Origin of the sequence: Methylorubrum rhodesianum (assembly GCF_014199985.1) — a bacterium.
GTDB classification, from domain to species: Bacteria; Pseudomonadota; Alphaproteobacteria; order Rhizobiales; family Beijerinckiaceae; genus Methylobacterium; species Methylobacterium rhodesianum.
The window spans coordinates 135788-152545 of the sequence record NZ_JACHOS010000011.1 but is presented as its reverse complement, the minus strand read 5'-3'; the positions used below and the strand labels follow the sequence as shown (position 1 = coordinate 152545).

The following is a 16758-nucleotide window of genomic DNA, read 5'->3' as shown; positions in this document are numbered from 1 at the left end:
CGCTTGAATGCTGCTATGCTTTCGCGCGAGGAGGGCGCATACGGTCGAGCCTGCGTCGACAGGCGGCCGCCAGACAGGAACCGCCCTTTCCGTGACCCGCCGCCTCGCCGTTCTCGTCCCCGCCCTCTTCGCTGCGCTCTTCGCGGTCCTCGGCCCGCCCGCTGCCGGTCTGGTCCGGGCGCAACCGGCTGCCGCCGCGGCCAGGGGACCGTGCCAGGCGGTCGAGTTCGAGGGGCAGCCCTACACGGTCTGCACGATCGACCTGCGTCGCGAGCGTGTGCGGCTGTTCTGGCTCGGCGCGGACGGACTGCCCTACGGCTCGCTGTCGAGCCTCGCCGACCGGCAGGGTCGGGGCCTCAGCTTCGCGATGAATGCCGGCATGTACGACAAGGGCCAGGCCCCGGTCGGGCTCTATGTCGAGGACGGGCGCGAGATGAAGGGCGTCTCGACCGCGAACGGGCCGGGCAACTTCCACCTCAAGCCGAATGGCGTCTTCTACGTGAAGGGCGACCGCGCCGGGGTGCTCGACACCAGCCGCTACCTGCGCGCCAAGGCGGCGCCGGACTTCGCCACGCAATCGGGGCCGATGCTGGTGATCGAGGGCAAGATCCACCCGAAGATCTCGGCCGACGGCCCGAGCCAGAAGATCCGCAACGGCGTCGGCGTGCGCGAGGGCGGGCGCGTGGCCGTGTTCGCGATCTCGGAGCGCCCGGTGACCTTCGGTGCCTTCGCCCGCCTGTTCAAGGACAGCCTCGGCTGCCGCAACGCGCTGTTCCTCGACGGCAGCGTGTCGAGCCTCTACGCCCCCGGGCTCGGCCGCTCCGACCTCAGCCGCCCGCTCGGGCCGCTGGTGGGCGCGGTGGGGAAGTAGAAGGACGGACGGAAAGGCAACGCCTTCCCATCCGCGCCATCATCCTCAGAGGCCGCGAGGCCGTCGAAGGTTGCTCCGGGGATCCGCGCGGGAACCGGAGGATCCTTCCGGGGCTCCGCATCTCGGGACGCGCGGTCGTCGGGCGGACGGATGCGCGGCGCAGGCGCTATCGCTGCCCGAAGGCGGCACTCTTGAACAGGTCCTTGTACTGGTGCGGCTGGCTGCGCCAGTACTGCTTGGGCGCCCGCACCTGCGCGCCGAGTTCGGCGGCGGCGTGCCAGGGCCAGCGGGGATCGTAGAGGAGGGCGCGGGCGAGCGAGACCGCGTCGGCCTTGCCCTCCGCCAGGATCGCTTCGGCCTGACGCGGCTCGGTGATGAGGCCGACCGCGATGGTGGTGAGGCCGGTCTCCGCCTTCACCCGCTCGGCGAAGGGCACCTGATAGCCCGGTCCGACGGGGATCTTCTGCGCCGTCGACAGGCCGCCGGTGGAGACGTGGAGGGCGGCCGCGCCGCGGCGTTTGAGGGCGCGGGCGAGTTCGATCGTCTGGTCGAGGTCCCAGCCCTCCTCGACCCAGTCCGTCGCCGAGACGCGCATCCAGACCGGCTTGCCCGCCGGCACGGCCTCGCGCACCGCCTCGAAGCATTCGAGCGGAAACCGCATCCGGTTCTCAAGGCTGCCGCCGTACTGGTCCTCCCGGTGGTTGGACAGCGGCGACAGGAATTGGTGCAGCAGGTATCCGTGGGCGCCGTGCAGCTCGACGGCGTCGATGCCGAGCCGCATGGCGCGCCTCGCCGTGGCGACGAAGCCCTCGCGCACCCGCTTCAGACCCTCCGCGTCAAGGGCGTGCGGCGGCACCTCGCCCTGCGCGTGGGGAATCGCCGAGGGCGCCTCGGTGAGCCAGCCGTCGGCGGCTTCCGGGGCGATCTGCGCGCCGCCCTCCCAAGGGGCACGGCTCGACGCCTTGCGGCCGGCATGGTTGATCTGGATCGCGACGGGAATCGGCGCGTAGCCGCGCACCGCGTCGAGTACGCGGGCGAGCGCCCGCTCGGTGGCGTCGTCGTAGAGGCCGAGATCGCCGGGCGAGATCCGTGCCTCGGGCGAGATCGCCGTCGCCTCCAGGGTGAGGAGGCCCGCACCCGACTGCGCGAGCTGGCCGAGATGCATCAGGTGCCAGTCGGTCGCCGCGCCTGCCAGCGCCGAGTACTGACACATCGGCGCGATGATGATGCGGTTCTCGAGCTCCAGGTCGTCCAGGCGCAGGGGCTCGAACAGGCGGGCGGACATCGGCGGGCTCCGGGAGCGGTGTCGGCAACTGGCGGCTTATCTGGAACATGCGGGTCCCGGCCACCAGCCCGGAACCGCGCATGGGACACCCGAGATCCGCCCACAAGATCCCGGGTGCAGGCTTCCCCCGGCGGCCGGTCCTCCCATCTCACCCCGTGCGCAACGCGATGAGGACCGTTCGGGATGGGGTTGCTGGTCGAGGGCGAGTGGCACGACAAGGGCTACGACACGTCCAAATCCGGCGGGCGCTTCGAGCGCTCGGCCGCTGCCTTCCGCAACTGGGTGACACCCGATGGCACGCCCGGCCCCTCGGGCGAGGGCGGGTTCGAGGCCGAGGCGGGGCGCTATCACCTCATCGTCGCGCTGGCCTGCCCTTGGGCCCACCGCACCCTGATCGTGCGCCAGCTGAAGAATCTCGAGGAGGCGATCACCGTCTCCGTGGTCTCGCCCTACATGCGCGAGGAGGGCTGGGTCTTTGAGGCCGAGGAGGAGGGTGGCGTAGCGGGTTCGACGGCCGATCCGCTGTTCGGTGCCCGGCGGCTCTACGAGATCTATGTCCGTGCCAAGCCCGACTATTCCGGCCGCGTCACCGTCCCGGTGCTGTGGGACAAGCGGCGCGAGACCATCGTCTCGAACGAATCGGCCGAGATCATCCGGATGCTGAACGGCGCCTTCGACGCGCCCGGGCCGGATCTCTACCCGGAGGCTCTTCGCGGCGAGATCGATGCGATCAACGCGCGCGTCTACGACCGGGTCAACAACGGCGTCTACAAGGCGGGCTTCGCCACCACGCAGGCCGCCTACGAGGAGGCCTTCACCGCCCTCTTCGCCGAGCTCGACGCGCTCGAGGACAGGCTCGACCGGCAGCGCTACCTCTGCGGATCGTCCCTGACCGAGGCCGACATTCGACTGTTCACCACCCTGGTGCGGTTCGATGCGGTCTATGTCGGGCACTTCAAGTGCAACCGGCGCCGGATCGACGATTACCCCAACCTGTCGAACTACCTGCGCGACCTCTACGCCCTGCCGGGCGTGGCCGGGACCGTGAACCTCGATCAGATCAAGCGCCACTATTACGGCAGCCACGCCGGCATCAATCCGACGGGGATCGTGCCGCTCGGGCCCGAGCTTCACTTCGGTGCGCCCAACGATCGCGCCCTGCGCTTCGGCAGTTGAACCCGGACGGCCCGCAGGAAATATCCATCGCGACAAGCGGCCGGCAGGGCCGTTCAGGAGGAACATTACGCCATGACGACCCGTTCGCGCGCCCCGCTTCTCGCGCTCCTCGGCCTGCTCGCCGCAGCGCCGGCCTCGGCTCAGCAGGCCGAGGTGACGATGACCGGCCGGTGCGAGCGGCTGGTCATCGGCGGCCTCGACATCACCCAGAACTGCAAGGAACAGCTCGTCAACACGGTCTCGCGCGGGCGCACCACCTTCGATTTCGCCGCCTGGGACGGACAGTCGCTGAGCTTCAGCGGGTCGGGAGCGCAGCACGAGCAGACCGAGGAGACCGAGCAGCTCCAGCCGATCAGCCTCGTGGTGCCGGGCATGAAGAACAAGGAGGGCATCGTCCGCAGCCCCGCCCCCGCGGTCGGTGCCTGCAAGTTCTCGCGCCCCGAGCCCGGCAAGACCATGATCGCCTGCGAGGCGACCTCGCAGGGCAAGACCTATGCGGGCGTGTTCGTTACCGATGCGAAACCCGGCGCCGAGCCCGGCAAGGAGGGGGACAAGGACGCCTCAAAGGAGGCCCCGGCCGGCCCGGCCAGACCCTGAGCGGGATTCGTTCCCGGGGGCCGCGAAAACGTCTGGTCAGGTGCGCCGCAAGGCCCCATGTAACGGGCGCCGTGCGCTGCAAACCCGCGCGGCAGACCGAACTGCGTTTTTGTGATTGTTCGAGGGCTCCATGCTCGAAGCCAACGCCGCCGCCGGCGCCCCCGCCGACGGCCTCATCACGGACACCACCACGGCGGGCTTCCGGCAGGACGTCATCGCCGAATCGATGAACCAGCCGGTGATCGTCGATTTCTGGGCGCCCTGGTGCGGCCCGTGCAAGCAGCTCACGCCGATCCTCGAGAAGGTGGTGCGGGCCGCGGGCGGACGGGTGAAGCTCGCCAAGCTCAACATCGACGAGCATCCGGGCGTCTGGCAGCAGATCGGCCAGCAGCTCGGCCTGCAATCGATCCCCGCCGTGATCGCGATCGATCGCGGCCGCCCGGTCGATGCCTTCATGGGCGCGGTGCCGGAATCCGAGGTGCGCGCCTTCGTCGATCGCCTCGCCGGTCCCTCCGAGATCGACCAAGTGCTCGAAGAGGCCGCCGCGGTCGCTTCGGCCGGCGATCTCGCGTCGGCCTCCGAACTCTATGCCGCGGTGCTGCGCGAGGAGCCGGAAAACCTCAAGGCCATCGCCGGGCTGGCCAAGACCCAGATCGAGCTCGGGGAGATCGAGAACGCCCGCCAGGTGCTCGCCATGGTGCCGCCGGCCAAGGCCGACGATCCCCTGCTCGCGGGCGTGCGCGCGGCGCTCGAACTCGCCGACCAGGCCGAGAGCCTGGGCGACCTCGCCGGCTTGCAGAAGCGGATCGAGGCCGACGGAAACGACTTTCAGGCCCGGTTCGACCTGGCGCTGGGTCTCAACGCCGCCGGCAAGCGCGACGAGGCGGTCGACCAACTCGTCGCCATCGCCCGGGCCGACCGGAACTGGAACGAGGACGCGGCGCGCAAGCAGCTGCTTCAGTTCTTCGAGGCCTGGGGCCTGATGGACCCGGCCGCGATCCGCGGGCGCCGGCAACTCTCGACGCTGCTGTTCTCGTGAGGCAGAATCCTCACGGGAGCGTTACGGCGAGCGAAGCCTCCGGACGGGGCGGCCCGCACCCCTTCCCGCAGAAGGAAAGCCGCGCATGAGCCCTCAGCCGAGCTGCAAGTCGCCGGCGGAGTGCCCCGCCATCATTCCGGTCTTCCCGCTGCCCGGTGCGTTGCTGCTGCCGCGGGGACAGATGCCGCTCAACATCTTCGAGCCGCGCTACCTCGCCATGGTGGACGACGCGCTGCGCTCCGAGCGGATCATCGGCATGATCCAGCCCGATGCCGAGGGCGGCGGCTCACCGCTCAGCCCCCGGCTCTACCGGGTCGGCTGTGCCGGGCGGATCAGTCAGTTCGCCGAGACCGGCGACGGACGCTACCTGATCTCGCTCACCGGCATCAGCCGCTTCCGGGTCGAGAGCGAGCTCGCCGTCACCACCGCCTACCGCCGCTGCCAAGTGTCCTACGAAAGCTTCGCCCAGGATTTCGAGGCGCGGGCCGGCGAGGAGGCCGTTGATCGCGAGGGGGTGCTGCGGGCCCTGCGCAACTTCATCGAGGCCAACGAGCTTCAGGTCGATTGGGCCGGCATCGAGGAGGCGCCGAACGAGGCGCTGGTCAACGCACTCTGCATGATGAGCCCGTTCGGCGTGCGCGAGAAGCAGGCGATGCTGGAAGCCCCCGATCTCAAGACGCGGGCCGAGGTGCTGATCGCCGTGACCGAGATGGAGCTGGTGCGTGCCAGCGGAGCTGAACCGACGCTGCAATGAGTTTCTGCGTCCCGCGGTCCCCTCTGCCGACCGCGGGCGAGCCTACCGGAAGTGACAGGAAACATGGCCGATACCTCTACCCCGCCCGTCGAAGCGACCCGGGTCGATCCCCGCCTGCTGGAACTCCTCGTCTGCCCGCTGACCAAGGAGCCGCTGGAATACGACTCAGCCCGCGAGGAGCTGATCAGCCGCTCCGCCAAGCTGGCCTACCCGATCCGTGACGGCATCCCGATCATGCTGCCGGAAGAGGCGCGCTCGCTGACGGAGTGATGGGGCGACGCGCTCAGCGTCGGCCGGACGTAAAAAAAGGGCGCCCGGCTCTCGCCGGACGCCCTTTTCTGTTGAGAGAGGCTAAGACCGCTCAGCGGCCCTGCTGGATCGCCGAGAGCAGCCAGGGGCCGCCGGGCTCGCGCACGAAGGTCCAGAACTCCTTGGCCTCCTGCGGGCCGTTCTCGACGTGGCGGTTGGTGGAGCGCTCGAACACCTCGTCGCGCAGCGAGAAGCGCATGGCGACGGTGGCGAACTCCACCGGACCCTCGCGCCACGCCTCGGACAGGTCGCCCTGGAGCAGCTTCACGTCCGAGATCCGGTTGACCACGCCGCGGGCGGCGTTGGCGCGCAGGTCTTCCTCGAAGTAGCCGACCATCTCCGGCGTCGCGAGACGGCGAAGGGCAGCGACGTCCTCACGGCCGTAGGCGCCTTGGATCTCCTGCAGCGAGCGCTCGAAGGCCTGGAAATCGTCCGGCTGAACCTGCACCGGCTGCGGACGGGCGCCGCCGCCGTAGCTGCCACCCATCGGGTTCATGCCCGCGTTCGGTCCACCCTGCAGGCCGCCCTGCGGCGGCAGGCCGGAGCGCGCATGGGGCGTGTTGCCGGCCATGGCAGGCTGATTGCCCTCCGAGCGGCGGCGGAAGAAGCGCACCGCCAGCATCACGAGCAGGGCGATCAGGCCGATCTGGAAGATCAGGCCGATGAACGAGCCGATGCCGCCGAGGCCACCGGACAGGCCGGCCCCGAGCAGGGCACCGATCAGGCCCGCGCCGAGCATACCGCCGAGAAAGCCGCCGCCGAAGCGCGAACCTCGGTTCTGCGCCGCCATGCCGGGATTGTTGAAGCCGGGGCTGGGGCTCGTCTGCGAGCGCTGGATCGGCGCCATCGCCCCCGGCGAGGTCGGGGTGGAAGGGGGCGCGCTGAAGGTCTTCGAGCCGCGCGAGCCCATACCGCCGCCGCCGCCCGGCCGTGCATCGACGGCGGGCGCCGCCAGGGCGAGCGAAGCCGCGAGCGCGAGAAGGGTGACGACGCGCCGCCGGGGCGCGGGAGAGGAAGCCATCGAAACACCTCGGTCCACAAAAGGGGCGGAATGCCCCTTCATTAGATGGGGACGTTCGGCGCGGGTTTTTAGTCCCGCTCAAGCTCCACTTTTTTGACGGTGCGGCGGATTTTTTCTCCGCCAAGGTCACCGGAGGTGCCGCGCTCCCCGGAAACGATCAGCGTGCGGCGGGGAAGACAAGTCGCACGGTCGCGCCCTCGCCGGGCCGACTTTCGATCGAGATCGTGCCGTTCTGCCGCTTCATCAAGCCGTGAACGATGGCGAGCCCGGCGCCCCGTCCGGATTCGCGGGTCGTGGCGAAGGGGGCGAGTGCCCGCGACAGCATCTCCGGCGACAGCCCGTGACCGGTATCCGACACCGTGAGGCCGACGGCACCGGCCTCGGGGCGCTGCAACGAGCGGTCACCGGGCTCGACCGCGAACAGCGCCACGCGGGCACGGCCCCGTCCGGCCATCGCCTCGCAGGCATTGGCCAGGATGTGGCCGAGCGCCAGTTCGAGCTGGACCGGATTGCACAGGGCCGGCGGCAGACCGTCGGGTATCGACAGTTCGAGCTCGATCCCCGGGGGCAGGATCGGGCGCAGCCGGTCGAGGCTCGCCTGCACCGCCGCGCCGAGATCGACCGGGCGCAGGTCGGGTGCGATTCGCCGGGAATGGGCGAGGAGCTGACGGGTCAGCACGGCGGCCCGTTCCGACGCCTCGGTGGAGCGGGTGATCGCCCGCTGGATGAAGGGCTCGGGCCGCTCGCCGAGGCGCCGCTTCAGCCCGTCGATGTAGCCGATCAGGATCTGCAGGAAGTTGTTGAACTCGTGCGCTACGCTGTTCGTCAGAAGCCCGAGCGCCTCACGCTGCCGTGACAGGGCGAGGGCATCCTCCGCGTCCCGCCGCCGCGTCACGTCGATGATCTGGCCGAGAAAGCGGGCGGCATCACCGGCGCTGGGCAGGGCGGCGAGATGGATCTCGCCCCAGAACGAGGCACCGCCACTGCGGACGAACAGCAATTCGAAGCGCCCCGCTTCGCCTCGGGCCAGTGCCTCTCGCAGGGCGCCCCAGCCGGCATGATCACCGTGATGGCAGGCAAGAACCTCGAGCGCCTGCCCGACGAGCTCGGTCTCACCGAACCCGGTCAGCGTCAGCAGGGCGGGGTTGACCGACCTGATCACCGGCCCGGCCGCTCCCTGCTGCATGAGGAGCGCGGGCAGCGGCAGTATCGCGAGGCGGTCGGGCTCTGCGGCAGGCTGCGGCGCAGCGGAGGGGGCAGGGGCAGCGGTCATCGTGGGACGCCGCCGTGGAAGGGGGATCCGGCCCGGGCAGCGGGTATCCGGCGGGCGGCCGGGCGGACCGGGACGGTTTCGGGTTTCGGCGGAAGCATGCCCTTCAACGCCCGAACCACGATCCGGATCAGCGATTGGCCGTTGTGGCGGGCGAGGCGTCGTTGTTGAGGCTGACCCAGGCCTTGCCGTCCTGCCCTTCGCGCTTGACGAAGCTGTAGCCGGTGCGCTGCCAGGGCAGCACCGCATTGGTCTTGTTGTCGAGAATCAGGTCGCCCCGGTCGGTGCGCACCATCAGCACCGCGTGACCCTCGCCGATCTCGTCGATCACCACCGTCATCCGCAGCGCCCGGCGGGGCAGGCGTCGCTCCACCAGCATCCGGCGCTTGAGGAGCTGGATGTCCTCGCAGTCGCCGAAGCCGTCATCGGGAAAGTCCCAGCGGTCGACGACGCCCCAATGCGCCATGTCGGTGATCGGTTTGATGCGGGCGTTGACCCGGCGATTCACGGTGGTCAGCGTGTGCCAGGTCGCGGGCGTCAGGGTGACGACGGCCGGCTCTCCGGGATCGACCGTGCATTCGGCCGGGTAGCGGGCGCAGAAATCGTTCCAGGCGGCGACGGGCCGGGCGGGGGCGCCGGGATCGGCGACGGTGCCCGCCTCGGGCAGGCCGGCGGCGCTGCGCGCTTGGCTCGGCTGGATCGGGGCCGCGGCACCGCCGAGCAGCAGGGTCGCGCCGACGAGGGATAGATGGGCTACCCGGCCGAGGCGCCGTTTCACGTCCGCGCGGGGGAACGCCGATCCATTGCCGCCGCCCCGAAGCACCGCGTACCGCATGGCCGACCGTCCCGCAGCCCCTTGTTTCCCGGCGAAGCTTGCACGGGCCGGCGCCCGGCTCAATACGAAAGTGAAGGAAGGATGAAGGCGGATTGCCGCTTCTCCGTGCCGGGCCGGAACAACCTCGCTCGGGCTGGCAATCCGGCCACACCGCACGCCCATCCCTACCGAGTTTCCGCCGGCCGCGCGACACCGATCCGTGAAGCACGCCGCGTTCAGCGGTTCGCCGTGGTGACGGGCGAGCTGGCTCCGCCCAGCGAAACCCATGCCAAGGCGTCCTGCCCCTCGCGCTTGATGAAGACGTAGCCGGTCTGGGCCCAGGTCAGCACCGCGTTGGTCTTGTTGTCGAGGATGTAGTCGCCGCGGTCGGTGATCAGGGTCAGCACGGCATGGCCCTCGCCTTTTTCATCGATCACCACCGTCATCCGCATCGCCCGGCGCGGCAGGCCCGCCGCGGCCAGCAGCTTGCGCTTGAGAAGCTGGAAGTCCTCGCAGTCGCCGCGTCCGTCCTCGGCGAGATCCCAGCGGTCGGCCCGGCCCCAATGCTCCTGATCGGTGACGGGGTCGATCGTCCGGTTCACCCGGCGGTTGATCGAGACGATCGTCGACCAGATCGCGGGGGTCAGCGCGATCCGGGCGGGCTCGGCCCGATCGAAGGCGCATTCGGCCGGATAGGACTGGCAGAACTCGGTCCAGGCCAGGATCGGCCGGGCCTCGGCTCCGGGGGTGAGACCGGCCCCCGGCGCGGGGAGCGCGGCCATCGTCTGGGTCGCGGTCTGGGCCCGGGCGCCAGCACCGAGGAGGCTGACGCAGACGCCCAGCATCAGGAGCCCGATCTGGAGCCCCGTCTTGAGATGACCCGTTCCGGTGATGCGCATCGCGGCGTTTCCTTCGAACCTGGCCAGGATGTCGCCGCACCCCCTCCGCCGCGCTGAAGCCGATCCGCGCAATTTTATCGATTCGCCCCGGCAACGATCCGCCCCTGCGCGAGGGCGAATTGCGGCTCACGGATCTGCGGCGAATCGGAGGGAACCCGTTAGGGGACTGGAAACCCTGAGGGTCGTCCGGACACGTTCTCTCGAGAGCTCGCTTTCAGGAAATCCCAGAGATCGCTGCGCCGCGCCGGAGCGACGCTGACCGGCGTCCGGGGATCGTCCTTGAGCCGACGGACCCGGCCTCAACGTGCTGGCGGCGGGCCGTTCAGATGCCGACCCGCCGCGCACTCGCGGCGCGATGGGATCGCGAGGATGGCTGAACAGCGGTGCCCGGGCCGGCGAACACGGCGGCGACGTCGTCCGGTGCCGGACCGGATGTCCCGCGTCGATGAGCGAAGACGGTGCGGTCGAGGCCGCGGACCGGGCCGTGGGCGCCGGCTATCGGGCGGCCGCATCGCGGCGGCGCCCGCGCATCGACGTCAGAGCGTGATGCCCTCGTGGAAGCGGTCGGGGGAGATCGGCAGCATGAACTGCGCGCCGATGCCGCCTTCGAAGTAGCGCACCACCCGCCCGGGAGTGGACCCGACCATGATATGCGTGCCGATCGGCGGGGAGGTGGCGGTCGCCAGCGCCACGCCGGACATCGAGATGTCGATGATCCGGGCGGCGATGAACCGGCCGCTCTCCAGGCGCAGGGTCACGCCGGGCTGGTTCGGCACGAGGCGCTCGTTGGTCCGACCCTCCGGCAGGCCGAGGCTCTCCCGGTTGGCGAGCCACATCAGCTGAGAGGCGATCTTGTCACGCTTGCGCGGCGTCGCGTTGATCCGCATCGCGAAGCCCCGCGGCGGATGGCGTACGATCATGCCCTCCAGCCGGCCGATCTGTTCGAGATACAGGACCACGCGCTCGCCGAGCGCACCGATCACGGCGCAGGTCAGGCGGACGCCGCCGGGGGACATGTCCACGGTCTGGCAGGGATATTCCCGCCGGTCGGCCAGCATGTAGCGGCCGAGCAGAGTCGCGCGCACCCGCTGGTGCCGACGCTGTTCGGCGGCGTAATCCGGTAGAGAGGTGGCCGTCCCGGGGCGGGAAAGCTCAGTCATGTCAGCTCGGCAGTCTCGATGTCCCGATCGAATCACTAGCCGCGCCACGGTTACAAAAGGCTTGCCTGCACGTCGAAGATGAACTGCCGGCGGACATGAAAACGATACGAGGTAATGTCGGCCGACGCCGGTCGGCTGCACGCCGGACGATCCGGCCCAGCGGACCGACGACAGGCTCTCCCCGTGGAGAGGTGCCTGAAGCCCGGCCACGGAGGATCGGAGCGCCTTGGACCGTCCGCGGCTCACCGCGGGTCGGCCCTGTTTCCGCCGCCCTCGGTCGACGCCGCCGCGACTTGCGCGGGTGCTCCCTTCTCATCGATCGGGGCGCCCGCCGGCAGGGCGTCCCGGCGGGGAAAGATCAGGCGTTGCCGCGGCCGCCTTCGTGAACCAGCAGGTGGCCGAAGCGGACGGGGCGGGCATCATTGGCCGGCTCGGGCAATGCCTCCACGAAGGACCGCATCGCCGCCGGCTCGTGCGCCGCCGTCTCGAGCACCCGCAGGGACACGGTCTCGACGCGCAGGATCGGCCGGCTGCCGAGCCATGGTGGGATGCAATGCGGGCTCAGGGAGCCGAGGATGCGCGCCTGCGTCTTGCCGCGGTGGCGCAGCGGCAAGAGCAGCAATTCGAGGTCGAGGGTCTCGTCCCGGGCCGTGGCGCCCGTCAGGCCCGCCACGACGCCCACCGTGTCGCAGGCGACCGTCTCGATGAGCCGCCAGGGGTCGGTGAAGGGCTGGGACCGCTCGCCCCACAGATCGACGAAGGCGCTGCCCCGCAATTCGCGCCCGAACAGGGCGCACAGGCGGGTGCCCGCGAGGCGCACCGCGCTCGTGCGTCGCGCCGGATCGGTTTCCAGGATGAAGCTGTCGGCGAGCAGGTTGCGGATCTCGCCCGGTTCGATCTCGCCCCGCTCCGGCGCGGCCCGCTCTCCGCGCAGCCGGTCCCAGTAGGCGTGAAGCTGACGGCTGGTCGGATGCTTCATGGTGTTCCGTATCGGTACGGCCCGGGTCCGGATGGGCCCTGTCTTTGATCGGTCCGGCACGAAAAGCGTCCTCACGCGCCGTTCGTGGTGATCGTCCGCACACCCTATGCCGTCCCGTACGGTGGCGCTCGCGCAACCCATCCTTAACCTTAACGAGCGGTGGACGAATTCGCCGGCAATTGAGCGATCGCGCGCCGGCCCCGCGCCGATTGGACCTTGCGGCGCCGCACGTCCCGCCGCCATGGTGCAGCATGGATGCCTCTCCCGATCTGCCGCGCCAGGGCCGCGTGCCCGTCTTCAACCTGCCGGGAATCGTCACCGTCTCGATCGCGGTGCTGGCCGGAATACACGTCCTCCGCAGCGTGCTGCCGGATGTGACCGACCTCTCGGTGCTGCTCGATCTCGCCTTTATCCCGGCCCGCTGGACCGCCGCCTTCGATCCCACCTCCGCGGCCGCGATCATCCGGGCGGCGGGGGAGGGGGCGGGCGGGCCCGAGATGGCCTCGGCACGGCAGGAATTCGCCCGCTATCTCGTCGCCGACCCGTCGGCGATGCCCTGGACCGGCGTCACCTACGCCCTGCTTCACGGCTCCTGGGTGCACCTGATCTTCAACGCGGTGTGGCTCGCCGTCTTCGGCACTCCGGTCGCGCGCCGCTACGGCGCCCTGCGCTACGGCTTGCTGGCGCTCGCGGGCATCGTGGTGGGAGCGGTCGCCCACCTCCTCGTCGATCCCTACAGCCTGATGCCGCTCGTCGGCGCCTCGGCCGGCATCTCGGCCCTGATGGCGGCGGCGGCCCGCTTCGTGTTCCAGCCTCCGGCGCCCTTCGCGGCCGGGGCGCCCTGGCAGCTGCCGCCGCGGCCGCGGCTTCAGACCATTCCCGAATTGCTGCGCAACCGGCCGGCGGTTCTGTTCCTCGCGGTCTGGTTCGTCACCAACCTGCTGTTCGGCGTCCTCGCCCTGCCGCTCGGAGGCAGCGAGGGGCCGATCGCCTGGGACGCGCATCTCGGCGGCTTCGCCGCGGGCTTCTTCCTCCTGCCGCTGATGGAGCGAGGCAGCGCCGGGCGGCGCGGGTAGAACCGCCCGAGGCGCCCCCGCTGCGGCCCCGTGCACCCATTAAGCCGGGCCGGTCGACGGCCTCGTCTCGGTCGCTTGCCGGGTCGGCCGAAGCAGCCTGTGTCATTGCTGCCACGTGGCGGTTTCTTTGAAATGAAGGCGGCAATAAACGCCGCCACTCGTCCGTCGGTTATGTGAACGAGCGCGGATTAAGAAAATTTTGCAGATGATCGCCTCGTTCCTGATGGAGAGTGGAACCCGGTGAAACATCGAGCAGCCGTCATCGCCCGTCTCGGGCTTGCCCTATCCGGCGCGTGGGGCCTCGGCGGTACAGCCGCCCATGCCGCCTCCGCTGCGCAGCCCGGCCAGACCATCGGCGTTCCGTTCGGAGCGCCGTTCCCCAAGGGCTTCTACGCCGTGAACTTGTCGAGCTTCGGCGTACGCGAGACCGCTCCGCTCAATTCCGAGAGCAACGTCAACCTGCCGACCCTGCTCTGGGCGACCCCCTTCTCCGTTCTCGGGGGACAGGTGCAGTTCGTCTTCGTGGCACCCATCGCCGCCTCCAGCGTGCGCGGCGCGCCGTATAACAGCGGCTGGGGCCAGCCGCTGCTCGCGGGCCAGCTCGCCTGGGACCTCGGCGACGGCGTCGGCGTCAGCTACCTCCTCGGCGGCTATCTTCCCTGGGAGACCCGGTTCCTGACCCAATCGGCCTCGCTGAGCCACCGTTTCGCGATCACCTACGCCGCCAACGATTGGGCGATCACCGCCAACCTGCTCTACGGCCACATGCTGGAAACGCGCTCGCCCAACGGCGTGCTCTATCCCGACTACCTCAATCTCGACGTCACGCTGACGAAGAAGTTCGGCAAGTGGCAGGTCGGCCCGGTCGCCTTCGGCTCGACCGATCTCAAGACCAACGTGGTCGGCTATCGGCAGCAGGGCCAGATCGCGGTGGGCGGTCTCGTCGGCTACAATTTCGGCTTCATGAACGTGCAGGGCTACGTCACCCGCGACGTCGCCGAGCGCAATTACGGCGGCAAGGAAACCCGCGGTTGGCTGCGCATCGTCGTGCCGTTCCTTCAGGATAAGGGCGAGGCTCAGCCGAACCGCACCCTGATCACCCGCCGCCAGGCCGAGGGCCGCTGAGCGCCACCGCGCGACGCCGCACGACAACAGTCCGAGCCGGTCCCGAGGGCGCTGCCTCGGGATCGGCTTTTTTGTTGCGACCCGCGGTACCGTCCATGCTGACGGCCGCAACCGGCGCGCCCTCGATCCGGTCCACGGTCCCGATCGGGCGGAGTTCCATTCACATCCGCTCCGTCGCATCGGGACAGTACAATCGAGAGAGCGATGAGGCGCTTCCGCCGACACTTGCAGGTGAGAAGTGAACTTTTCTTCCGATTTCATCCTTTCCCGAGCAATAGTGCAGCGTCGAACGCTTGCCAGCGCGGCCGGGGCGCCACACACTCGCCTCCGAGAGCCGGGGCCAACCCGGCCGCATCCGTCCGCACCGCGGGCTGACGGTGCCGTCATCCAGGGAGGAGACTTCATGACCGTTGCGCGTATCCTGGCAGAGAAAGGCGGCTCGGTGGTCACAGTGCCCCCGCATCGCACCGTCGACGAGGCGATCCATCTTTTGGCCGAGAAGCGGATCGGTGCCCTCGTGGTCGGCGATGCCGGAGGTCGCGTGATCGGCATCCTGTCCGAGCGCGACGTGATGCGGGCCCTGGCCAGCGACGGGGCATCTGCCCTCGACCGGCCTGTGGCGCATTACATGACCGAGAAGGTCGTGACCTGCACCCGGCGTGCCAGCATCGAGGACGTGATGGAGACGATGACGGAGGGCCGTTTCCGCCACCTGCCGGTGGTGGAGGACGGGCGCCTCGTCGGCGTCGTCTCGATCGGCGACGTGGTGAAGCAGCGCATCGCCACCGTCGAGGCCGAGCATCGGGCGATGCGCGACTACATCACGATGGCCTGACGCGGCTCCGACCCCGCGTCTGCCCCGGCGCCTGAATCCGTCGCGGCGGCTCAACTGCGCGCCGCCGCGCCCTCCATCATGCGCCGGATCTCCGGCAGCGCCGATCGCACCGCCTGACGGCCGAGAGCGATCCCGTCGGCGGCGCGATGGAATTCGAATTGCCCGAACTCGGCGAGCAGCGGCCGGATCGCGACATCCGGCGGTTCGCTGGCGAGCCGCGCCCGTGAGATCCGGTCCTGGGTGATGTTGAACGCGTCGAGCATGACGCGGGCGACGCCCGGGCTCGGCCGGCCGGCGGCCTGCGCCGGTGCCGGATGGCCGCGGCGGCCCAGGAAGCGCTGACCCATCAGGCGTCGGCTCGCTCCACTCAAGAGGCCCCAGCGGCCGCGGCGGCGCACGGTGGCCTCCAGCGTCTGCTCGATCGCCCGCTCGACTGGCTCGTCGGCCTCGCCGAGCATCGCGGCGTCCCGCTCCGGCCGGATCACGCGCGCGGGCGCGCGCGTCTCGCAGGCGAGGTTCACGCAGATCACGAGGTCGGCCCCGAGTTCGCGGGCGAGACGCACCGGCACGGGGTTGACCAGCGTCCCGTCCATCAGAAGGCGCCCGTCGAGGGCGACCGGCGGGAAGATGCCGGGGATGGCGTAGGAGGCCCGCACCGCCTCGACCAGAGGACCCCGGGACAGCCAGACCTCGTGGCCCGTGCCGAGTTCGGTGGCGACGCTGGCGAAGGCGAGGCGCAGGTCCTCGATGCGAAAGCCCTCGAGCTCGCGGGCGAGGCGACGGCGCAGGCGCTCGCCGGCGATCAGGCCCGATCCGGTGATGCGCGGATCGAGCATGCCGACCACCCGCCGCCGGGTGAGCGAGAGCGCGAAATCCTTGAGGGCGTCGATACGGCCCGCGGCGTAGGCCCCGCCCACCACTGCACCGATGGAGCAGCCGGCGACCACCTCGGGGTAGATTCCGGCTTCTTCCAGCCCCTCGATCACACCGATATGCGACCAGCCCCGCGCAGAGCCGCCGCCCAGGGCGAGACCGATACGAGGAGCGCGAAAACGGGGCACCACCGGTTCCACCACCCCTTCCGGGAAACGGGGCGGGAGGGAACGGGACGCCTCGAACATCATCGGTCCGGGTCGGCGGGCGTGAGGGCGACCGCCCCGGTCGCGGGGTCGCGTTCGACCGTGCGGTAGAAGCAGGAGCGGCGGCCGGTATGACAGCAGCCGCCGTCACCGCCGACGTCGACCCGGATCAGGAGGGCGTCCTGATCGCAATCGACCCGCATCTCCACGATGCGCTGGACCTGTCCGGAGGTCGCGCCCTTGTGCCAGAGTTCGCCGCGCGAGCGCGACCAGTACCACGCCTCGCCGGTCTCAAGGGTGCGGGCCAGCGCCTCGGCGTTCATGTGGGCGAGCATCAGCACGCGCCCGTCCCGCGCATCGACGGCAATGCAGGCCAGGAGCCCGTCGGGGCCGAAGCGCGGCGTCAGCCTGGCGCCTTCCTCGACCTCGGCGCGGGAGCCGGGGGAAGCGAACCGCTCGGTCATCGCGA

At 70.2% G+C, this 16758-nt stretch carries 18 protein-coding genes; 9 read left to right on the top strand and 9 right to left on the bottom strand.

What is annotated here, in order from left to right; all coding sequences use genetic code 11:
* Positions 1-91 precede the first annotated feature (91 nt).
* Entirely contained in the window at positions 92-871 is a 780-nt protein-coding gene (locus HNR01_RS17155) for a phosphodiester glycosidase family protein (RefSeq protein ID WP_183668843.1), read from the top strand.
* Positions 872-1037: 166 nt separating this feature from the next.
* Here the strand turns inward: HNR01_RS17155 and HNR01_RS17150 are convergent, their stop codons facing one another.
* Positions 1038-2156, bottom strand: a complete 1119-nt coding sequence (locus tag HNR01_RS17150; RefSeq protein WP_183668841.1) for an NADH:flavin oxidoreductase/NADH oxidase — start codon at positions 2154-2156, stop codon at positions 1038-1040.
* A 183-nt stretch (positions 2157-2339) separates the two neighbouring features.
* Here HNR01_RS17150 and HNR01_RS17145 point away from each other — a divergent pair, with 183 nt between their 5' ends.
* The 5 genes from HNR01_RS17145 to HNR01_RS17125 all read left to right on the top strand — a co-directional run bounded on the left by HNR01_RS17145 (position 2340) and on the right by HNR01_RS17125 (position 5992).
* Complete coding sequence (locus tag HNR01_RS17145; RefSeq protein WP_183668839.1) at positions 2340-3332, top strand: glutathione S-transferase family protein; 993 nt, start codon at positions 2340-2342, stop codon at positions 3330-3332.
* Positions 3333-3404: 72 nt separating this feature from the next.
* A complete protein-coding gene (locus HNR01_RS17140) occupies positions 3405-3929 on the top strand; it encodes a hypothetical protein (protein WP_183668837.1) in 525 nt (174 codons plus the stop codon).
* 130 nt (positions 3930-4059) lie between these two features.
* Positions 4060-4968 carry a thioredoxin family protein gene (locus HNR01_RS17135; RefSeq protein WP_026105690.1) on the top strand — a complete coding sequence of 303 codons (909 nt, stop codon included), beginning with the start codon at positions 4060-4062 and terminating at the stop codon, positions 4966-4968.
* A gap of 85 nt (positions 4969-5053) precedes the next feature.
* Positions 5054-5722 (top strand): LON peptidase substrate-binding domain-containing protein, encoded by a 669-nt coding sequence (locus HNR01_RS17130; protein WP_183668835.1) that lies wholly within the window; start codon positions 5054-5056, stop codon positions 5720-5722.
* Positions 5723-5785: 63 nt separating this feature from the next.
* Positions 5786-5992 carry a Trm112 family protein gene (locus HNR01_RS17125; protein ID WP_012454106.1) on the top strand — a complete coding sequence of 69 codons (207 nt, stop codon included), beginning with the start codon at positions 5786-5788 and terminating at the stop codon, positions 5990-5992.
* Positions 5993-6083: 91 nt separating this feature from the next.
* Here the strand turns inward: HNR01_RS17125 and HNR01_RS17120 are convergent, their stop codons facing one another.
* The 6 genes from HNR01_RS17120 to HNR01_RS17095 all read right to left on the bottom strand — a co-directional run bounded on the left by HNR01_RS17120 (position 6084) and on the right by HNR01_RS17095 (position 12174).
* Positions 6084-7052: a Tim44 domain-containing protein gene (locus tag HNR01_RS17120; protein ID WP_183668833.1), complete on the bottom strand. Its 969-nt coding sequence runs from the start codon at positions 7050-7052 to the stop codon at positions 6084-6086.
* Between the two features lie 157 nt (positions 7053-7209).
* Complete coding sequence (locus tag HNR01_RS17115; protein ID WP_183668831.1) at positions 7210-8325, bottom strand: ATP-binding protein; 1116 nt, start codon at positions 8323-8325, stop codon at positions 7210-7212.
* A 127-nt stretch (positions 8326-8452) separates the two neighbouring features.
* On the bottom strand, positions 8453-9157 hold the full coding sequence (locus HNR01_RS17110) for a transglutaminase-like cysteine peptidase (RefSeq protein WP_017485583.1): 705 nt from the start codon (positions 9155-9157) through the stop codon (positions 8453-8455).
* A 215-nt stretch (positions 9158-9372) separates the two neighbouring features.
* Positions 9373-10035 (bottom strand): transglutaminase-like cysteine peptidase, encoded by a 663-nt coding sequence (locus tag HNR01_RS17105; protein WP_183668829.1) that lies wholly within the window; start codon positions 10033-10035, stop codon positions 9373-9375.
* Between the two features lie 536 nt (positions 10036-10571).
* On the bottom strand, positions 10572-11195 hold the full coding sequence (locus tag HNR01_RS17100) for a PilZ domain-containing protein (RefSeq protein ID WP_183668827.1): 624 nt from the start codon (positions 11193-11195) through the stop codon (positions 10572-10574).
* Positions 11196-11553: 358 nt separating this feature from the next.
* On the bottom strand, positions 11554-12174 hold the full coding sequence (locus HNR01_RS17095; RefSeq protein WP_153874538.1) for a PAS domain-containing protein: 621 nt from the start codon (positions 12172-12174) through the stop codon (positions 11554-11556).
* Positions 12175-12425: 251 nt separating this feature from the next.
* On the opposite strand from HNR01_RS17095, the gene HNR01_RS17090 reads away from it, so the two are divergent.
* From HNR01_RS17090 to HNR01_RS17080, 3 genes are all read left to right on the top strand, one after another.
* Positions 12426-13250, top strand: coding sequence for a rhomboid family intramembrane serine protease (locus tag HNR01_RS17090; RefSeq protein WP_183668825.1), 825 nt, complete (start codon positions 12426-12428; stop codon positions 13248-13250).
* 240 nt (positions 13251-13490) lie between these two features.
* Positions 13491-14375, top strand: a complete 885-nt coding sequence (locus HNR01_RS17085) for a transporter (RefSeq protein ID WP_017485588.1) — start codon at positions 13491-13493, stop codon at positions 14373-14375.
* 403 nt (positions 14376-14778) lie between these two features.
* Entirely contained in the window at positions 14779-15210 is a 432-nt protein-coding gene (locus HNR01_RS17080; RefSeq protein WP_017485589.1) for a CBS domain-containing protein, read from the top strand.
* A gap of 50 nt (positions 15211-15260) precedes the next feature.
* On the opposite strand, the gene HNR01_RS17075 is transcribed toward HNR01_RS17080, so the two are convergent.
* Complete coding sequence (locus HNR01_RS17075) at positions 15261-16334, bottom strand: patatin-like phospholipase family protein (RefSeq protein WP_153874536.1); 1074 nt, start codon at positions 16332-16334, stop codon at positions 15261-15263.
* Positions 16331-16753 (bottom strand): phosphoribosyl-AMP cyclohydrolase, encoded by a 423-nt coding sequence (gene hisI / locus HNR01_RS17070; protein ID WP_183668823.1) that lies wholly within the window; start codon positions 16751-16753, stop codon positions 16331-16333. The genes HNR01_RS17075 and hisI overlap by 4 nt, the downstream gene beginning before the upstream one ends.
* Positions 16754-16758 lie beyond the last annotated feature (5 nt).

What these genes read in the sequence shown, in the direction of transcription:
- HNR01_RS17150 (WP_183668841.1), bottom strand. Translation starts at nt 2,156, where the DNA reads ATGTCCGCCCGCCTGTTCGAGCCCCTGCGCCTGGACGACCTGGAGCTC.
- HNR01_RS17145 (WP_183668839.1), top strand. Translation starts at nt 2,340, where the DNA reads ATGGGGTTGCTGGTCGAGGGCGAGTGGCACGACAAGGGCTACGACACG.
- HNR01_RS17140 (WP_183668837.1), top strand. Translation starts at nt 3,405, where the DNA reads ATGACGACCCGTTCGCGCGCCCCGCTTCTCGCGCTCCTCGGCCTGCTC.
- HNR01_RS17135 (WP_026105690.1), top strand. Translation starts at nt 4,060, where the DNA reads ATGCTCGAAGCCAACGCCGCCGCCGGCGCCCCCGCCGACGGCCTCATC.
- HNR01_RS17130 (WP_183668835.1), top strand. Translation starts at nt 5,054, where the DNA reads ATGAGCCCTCAGCCGAGCTGCAAGTCGCCGGCGGAGTGCCCCGCCATC.
- HNR01_RS17125 (WP_012454106.1), top strand. Translation starts at nt 5,786, where the DNA reads ATGGCCGATACCTCTACCCCGCCCGTCGAAGCGACCCGGGTCGATCCC.
- HNR01_RS17120 (WP_183668833.1), bottom strand. Translation starts at nt 7,052, where the DNA reads ATGGCTTCCTCTCCCGCGCCCCGGCGGCGCGTCGTCACCCTTCTCGCG.
- HNR01_RS17115 (WP_183668831.1), bottom strand. Translation starts at nt 8,325, where the DNA reads ATGACCGCTGCCCCTGCCCCCTCCGCTGCGCCGCAGCCTGCCGCAGAG.
- HNR01_RS17110 (WP_017485583.1), bottom strand. Translation starts at nt 9,157, where the DNA reads ATGCGGTACGCGGTGCTTCGGGGCGGCGGCAATGGATCGGCGTTCCCC.
- HNR01_RS17105 (WP_183668829.1), bottom strand. Translation starts at nt 10,035, where the DNA reads ATGCGCATCACCGGAACGGGTCATCTCAAGACGGGGCTCCAGATCGGG.
- HNR01_RS17100 (WP_183668827.1), bottom strand. Translation starts at nt 11,195, where the DNA reads ATGACTGAGCTTTCCCGCCCCGGGACGGCCACCTCTCTACCGGATTAC.
- HNR01_RS17095 (WP_153874538.1), bottom strand. Translation starts at nt 12,174, where the DNA reads ATGAAGCATCCGACCAGCCGTCAGCTTCACGCCTACTGGGACCGGCTG.
- HNR01_RS17090 (WP_183668825.1), top strand. Translation starts at nt 12,426, where the DNA reads ATGGATGCCTCTCCCGATCTGCCGCGCCAGGGCCGCGTGCCCGTCTTC.
- HNR01_RS17080 (WP_017485589.1), top strand. Translation starts at nt 14,779, where the DNA reads ATGACCGTTGCGCGTATCCTGGCAGAGAAAGGCGGCTCGGTGGTCACA.
- HNR01_RS17075 (WP_153874536.1), bottom strand. Translation starts at nt 16,334, where the DNA reads ATGATGTTCGAGGCGTCCCGTTCCCTCCCGCCCCGTTTCCCGGAAGGG.
- hisI (WP_183668823.1), bottom strand. Translation starts at nt 16,753, where the DNA reads ATGACCGAGCGGTTCGCTTCCCCCGGCTCCCGCGCCGAGGTCGAGGAA.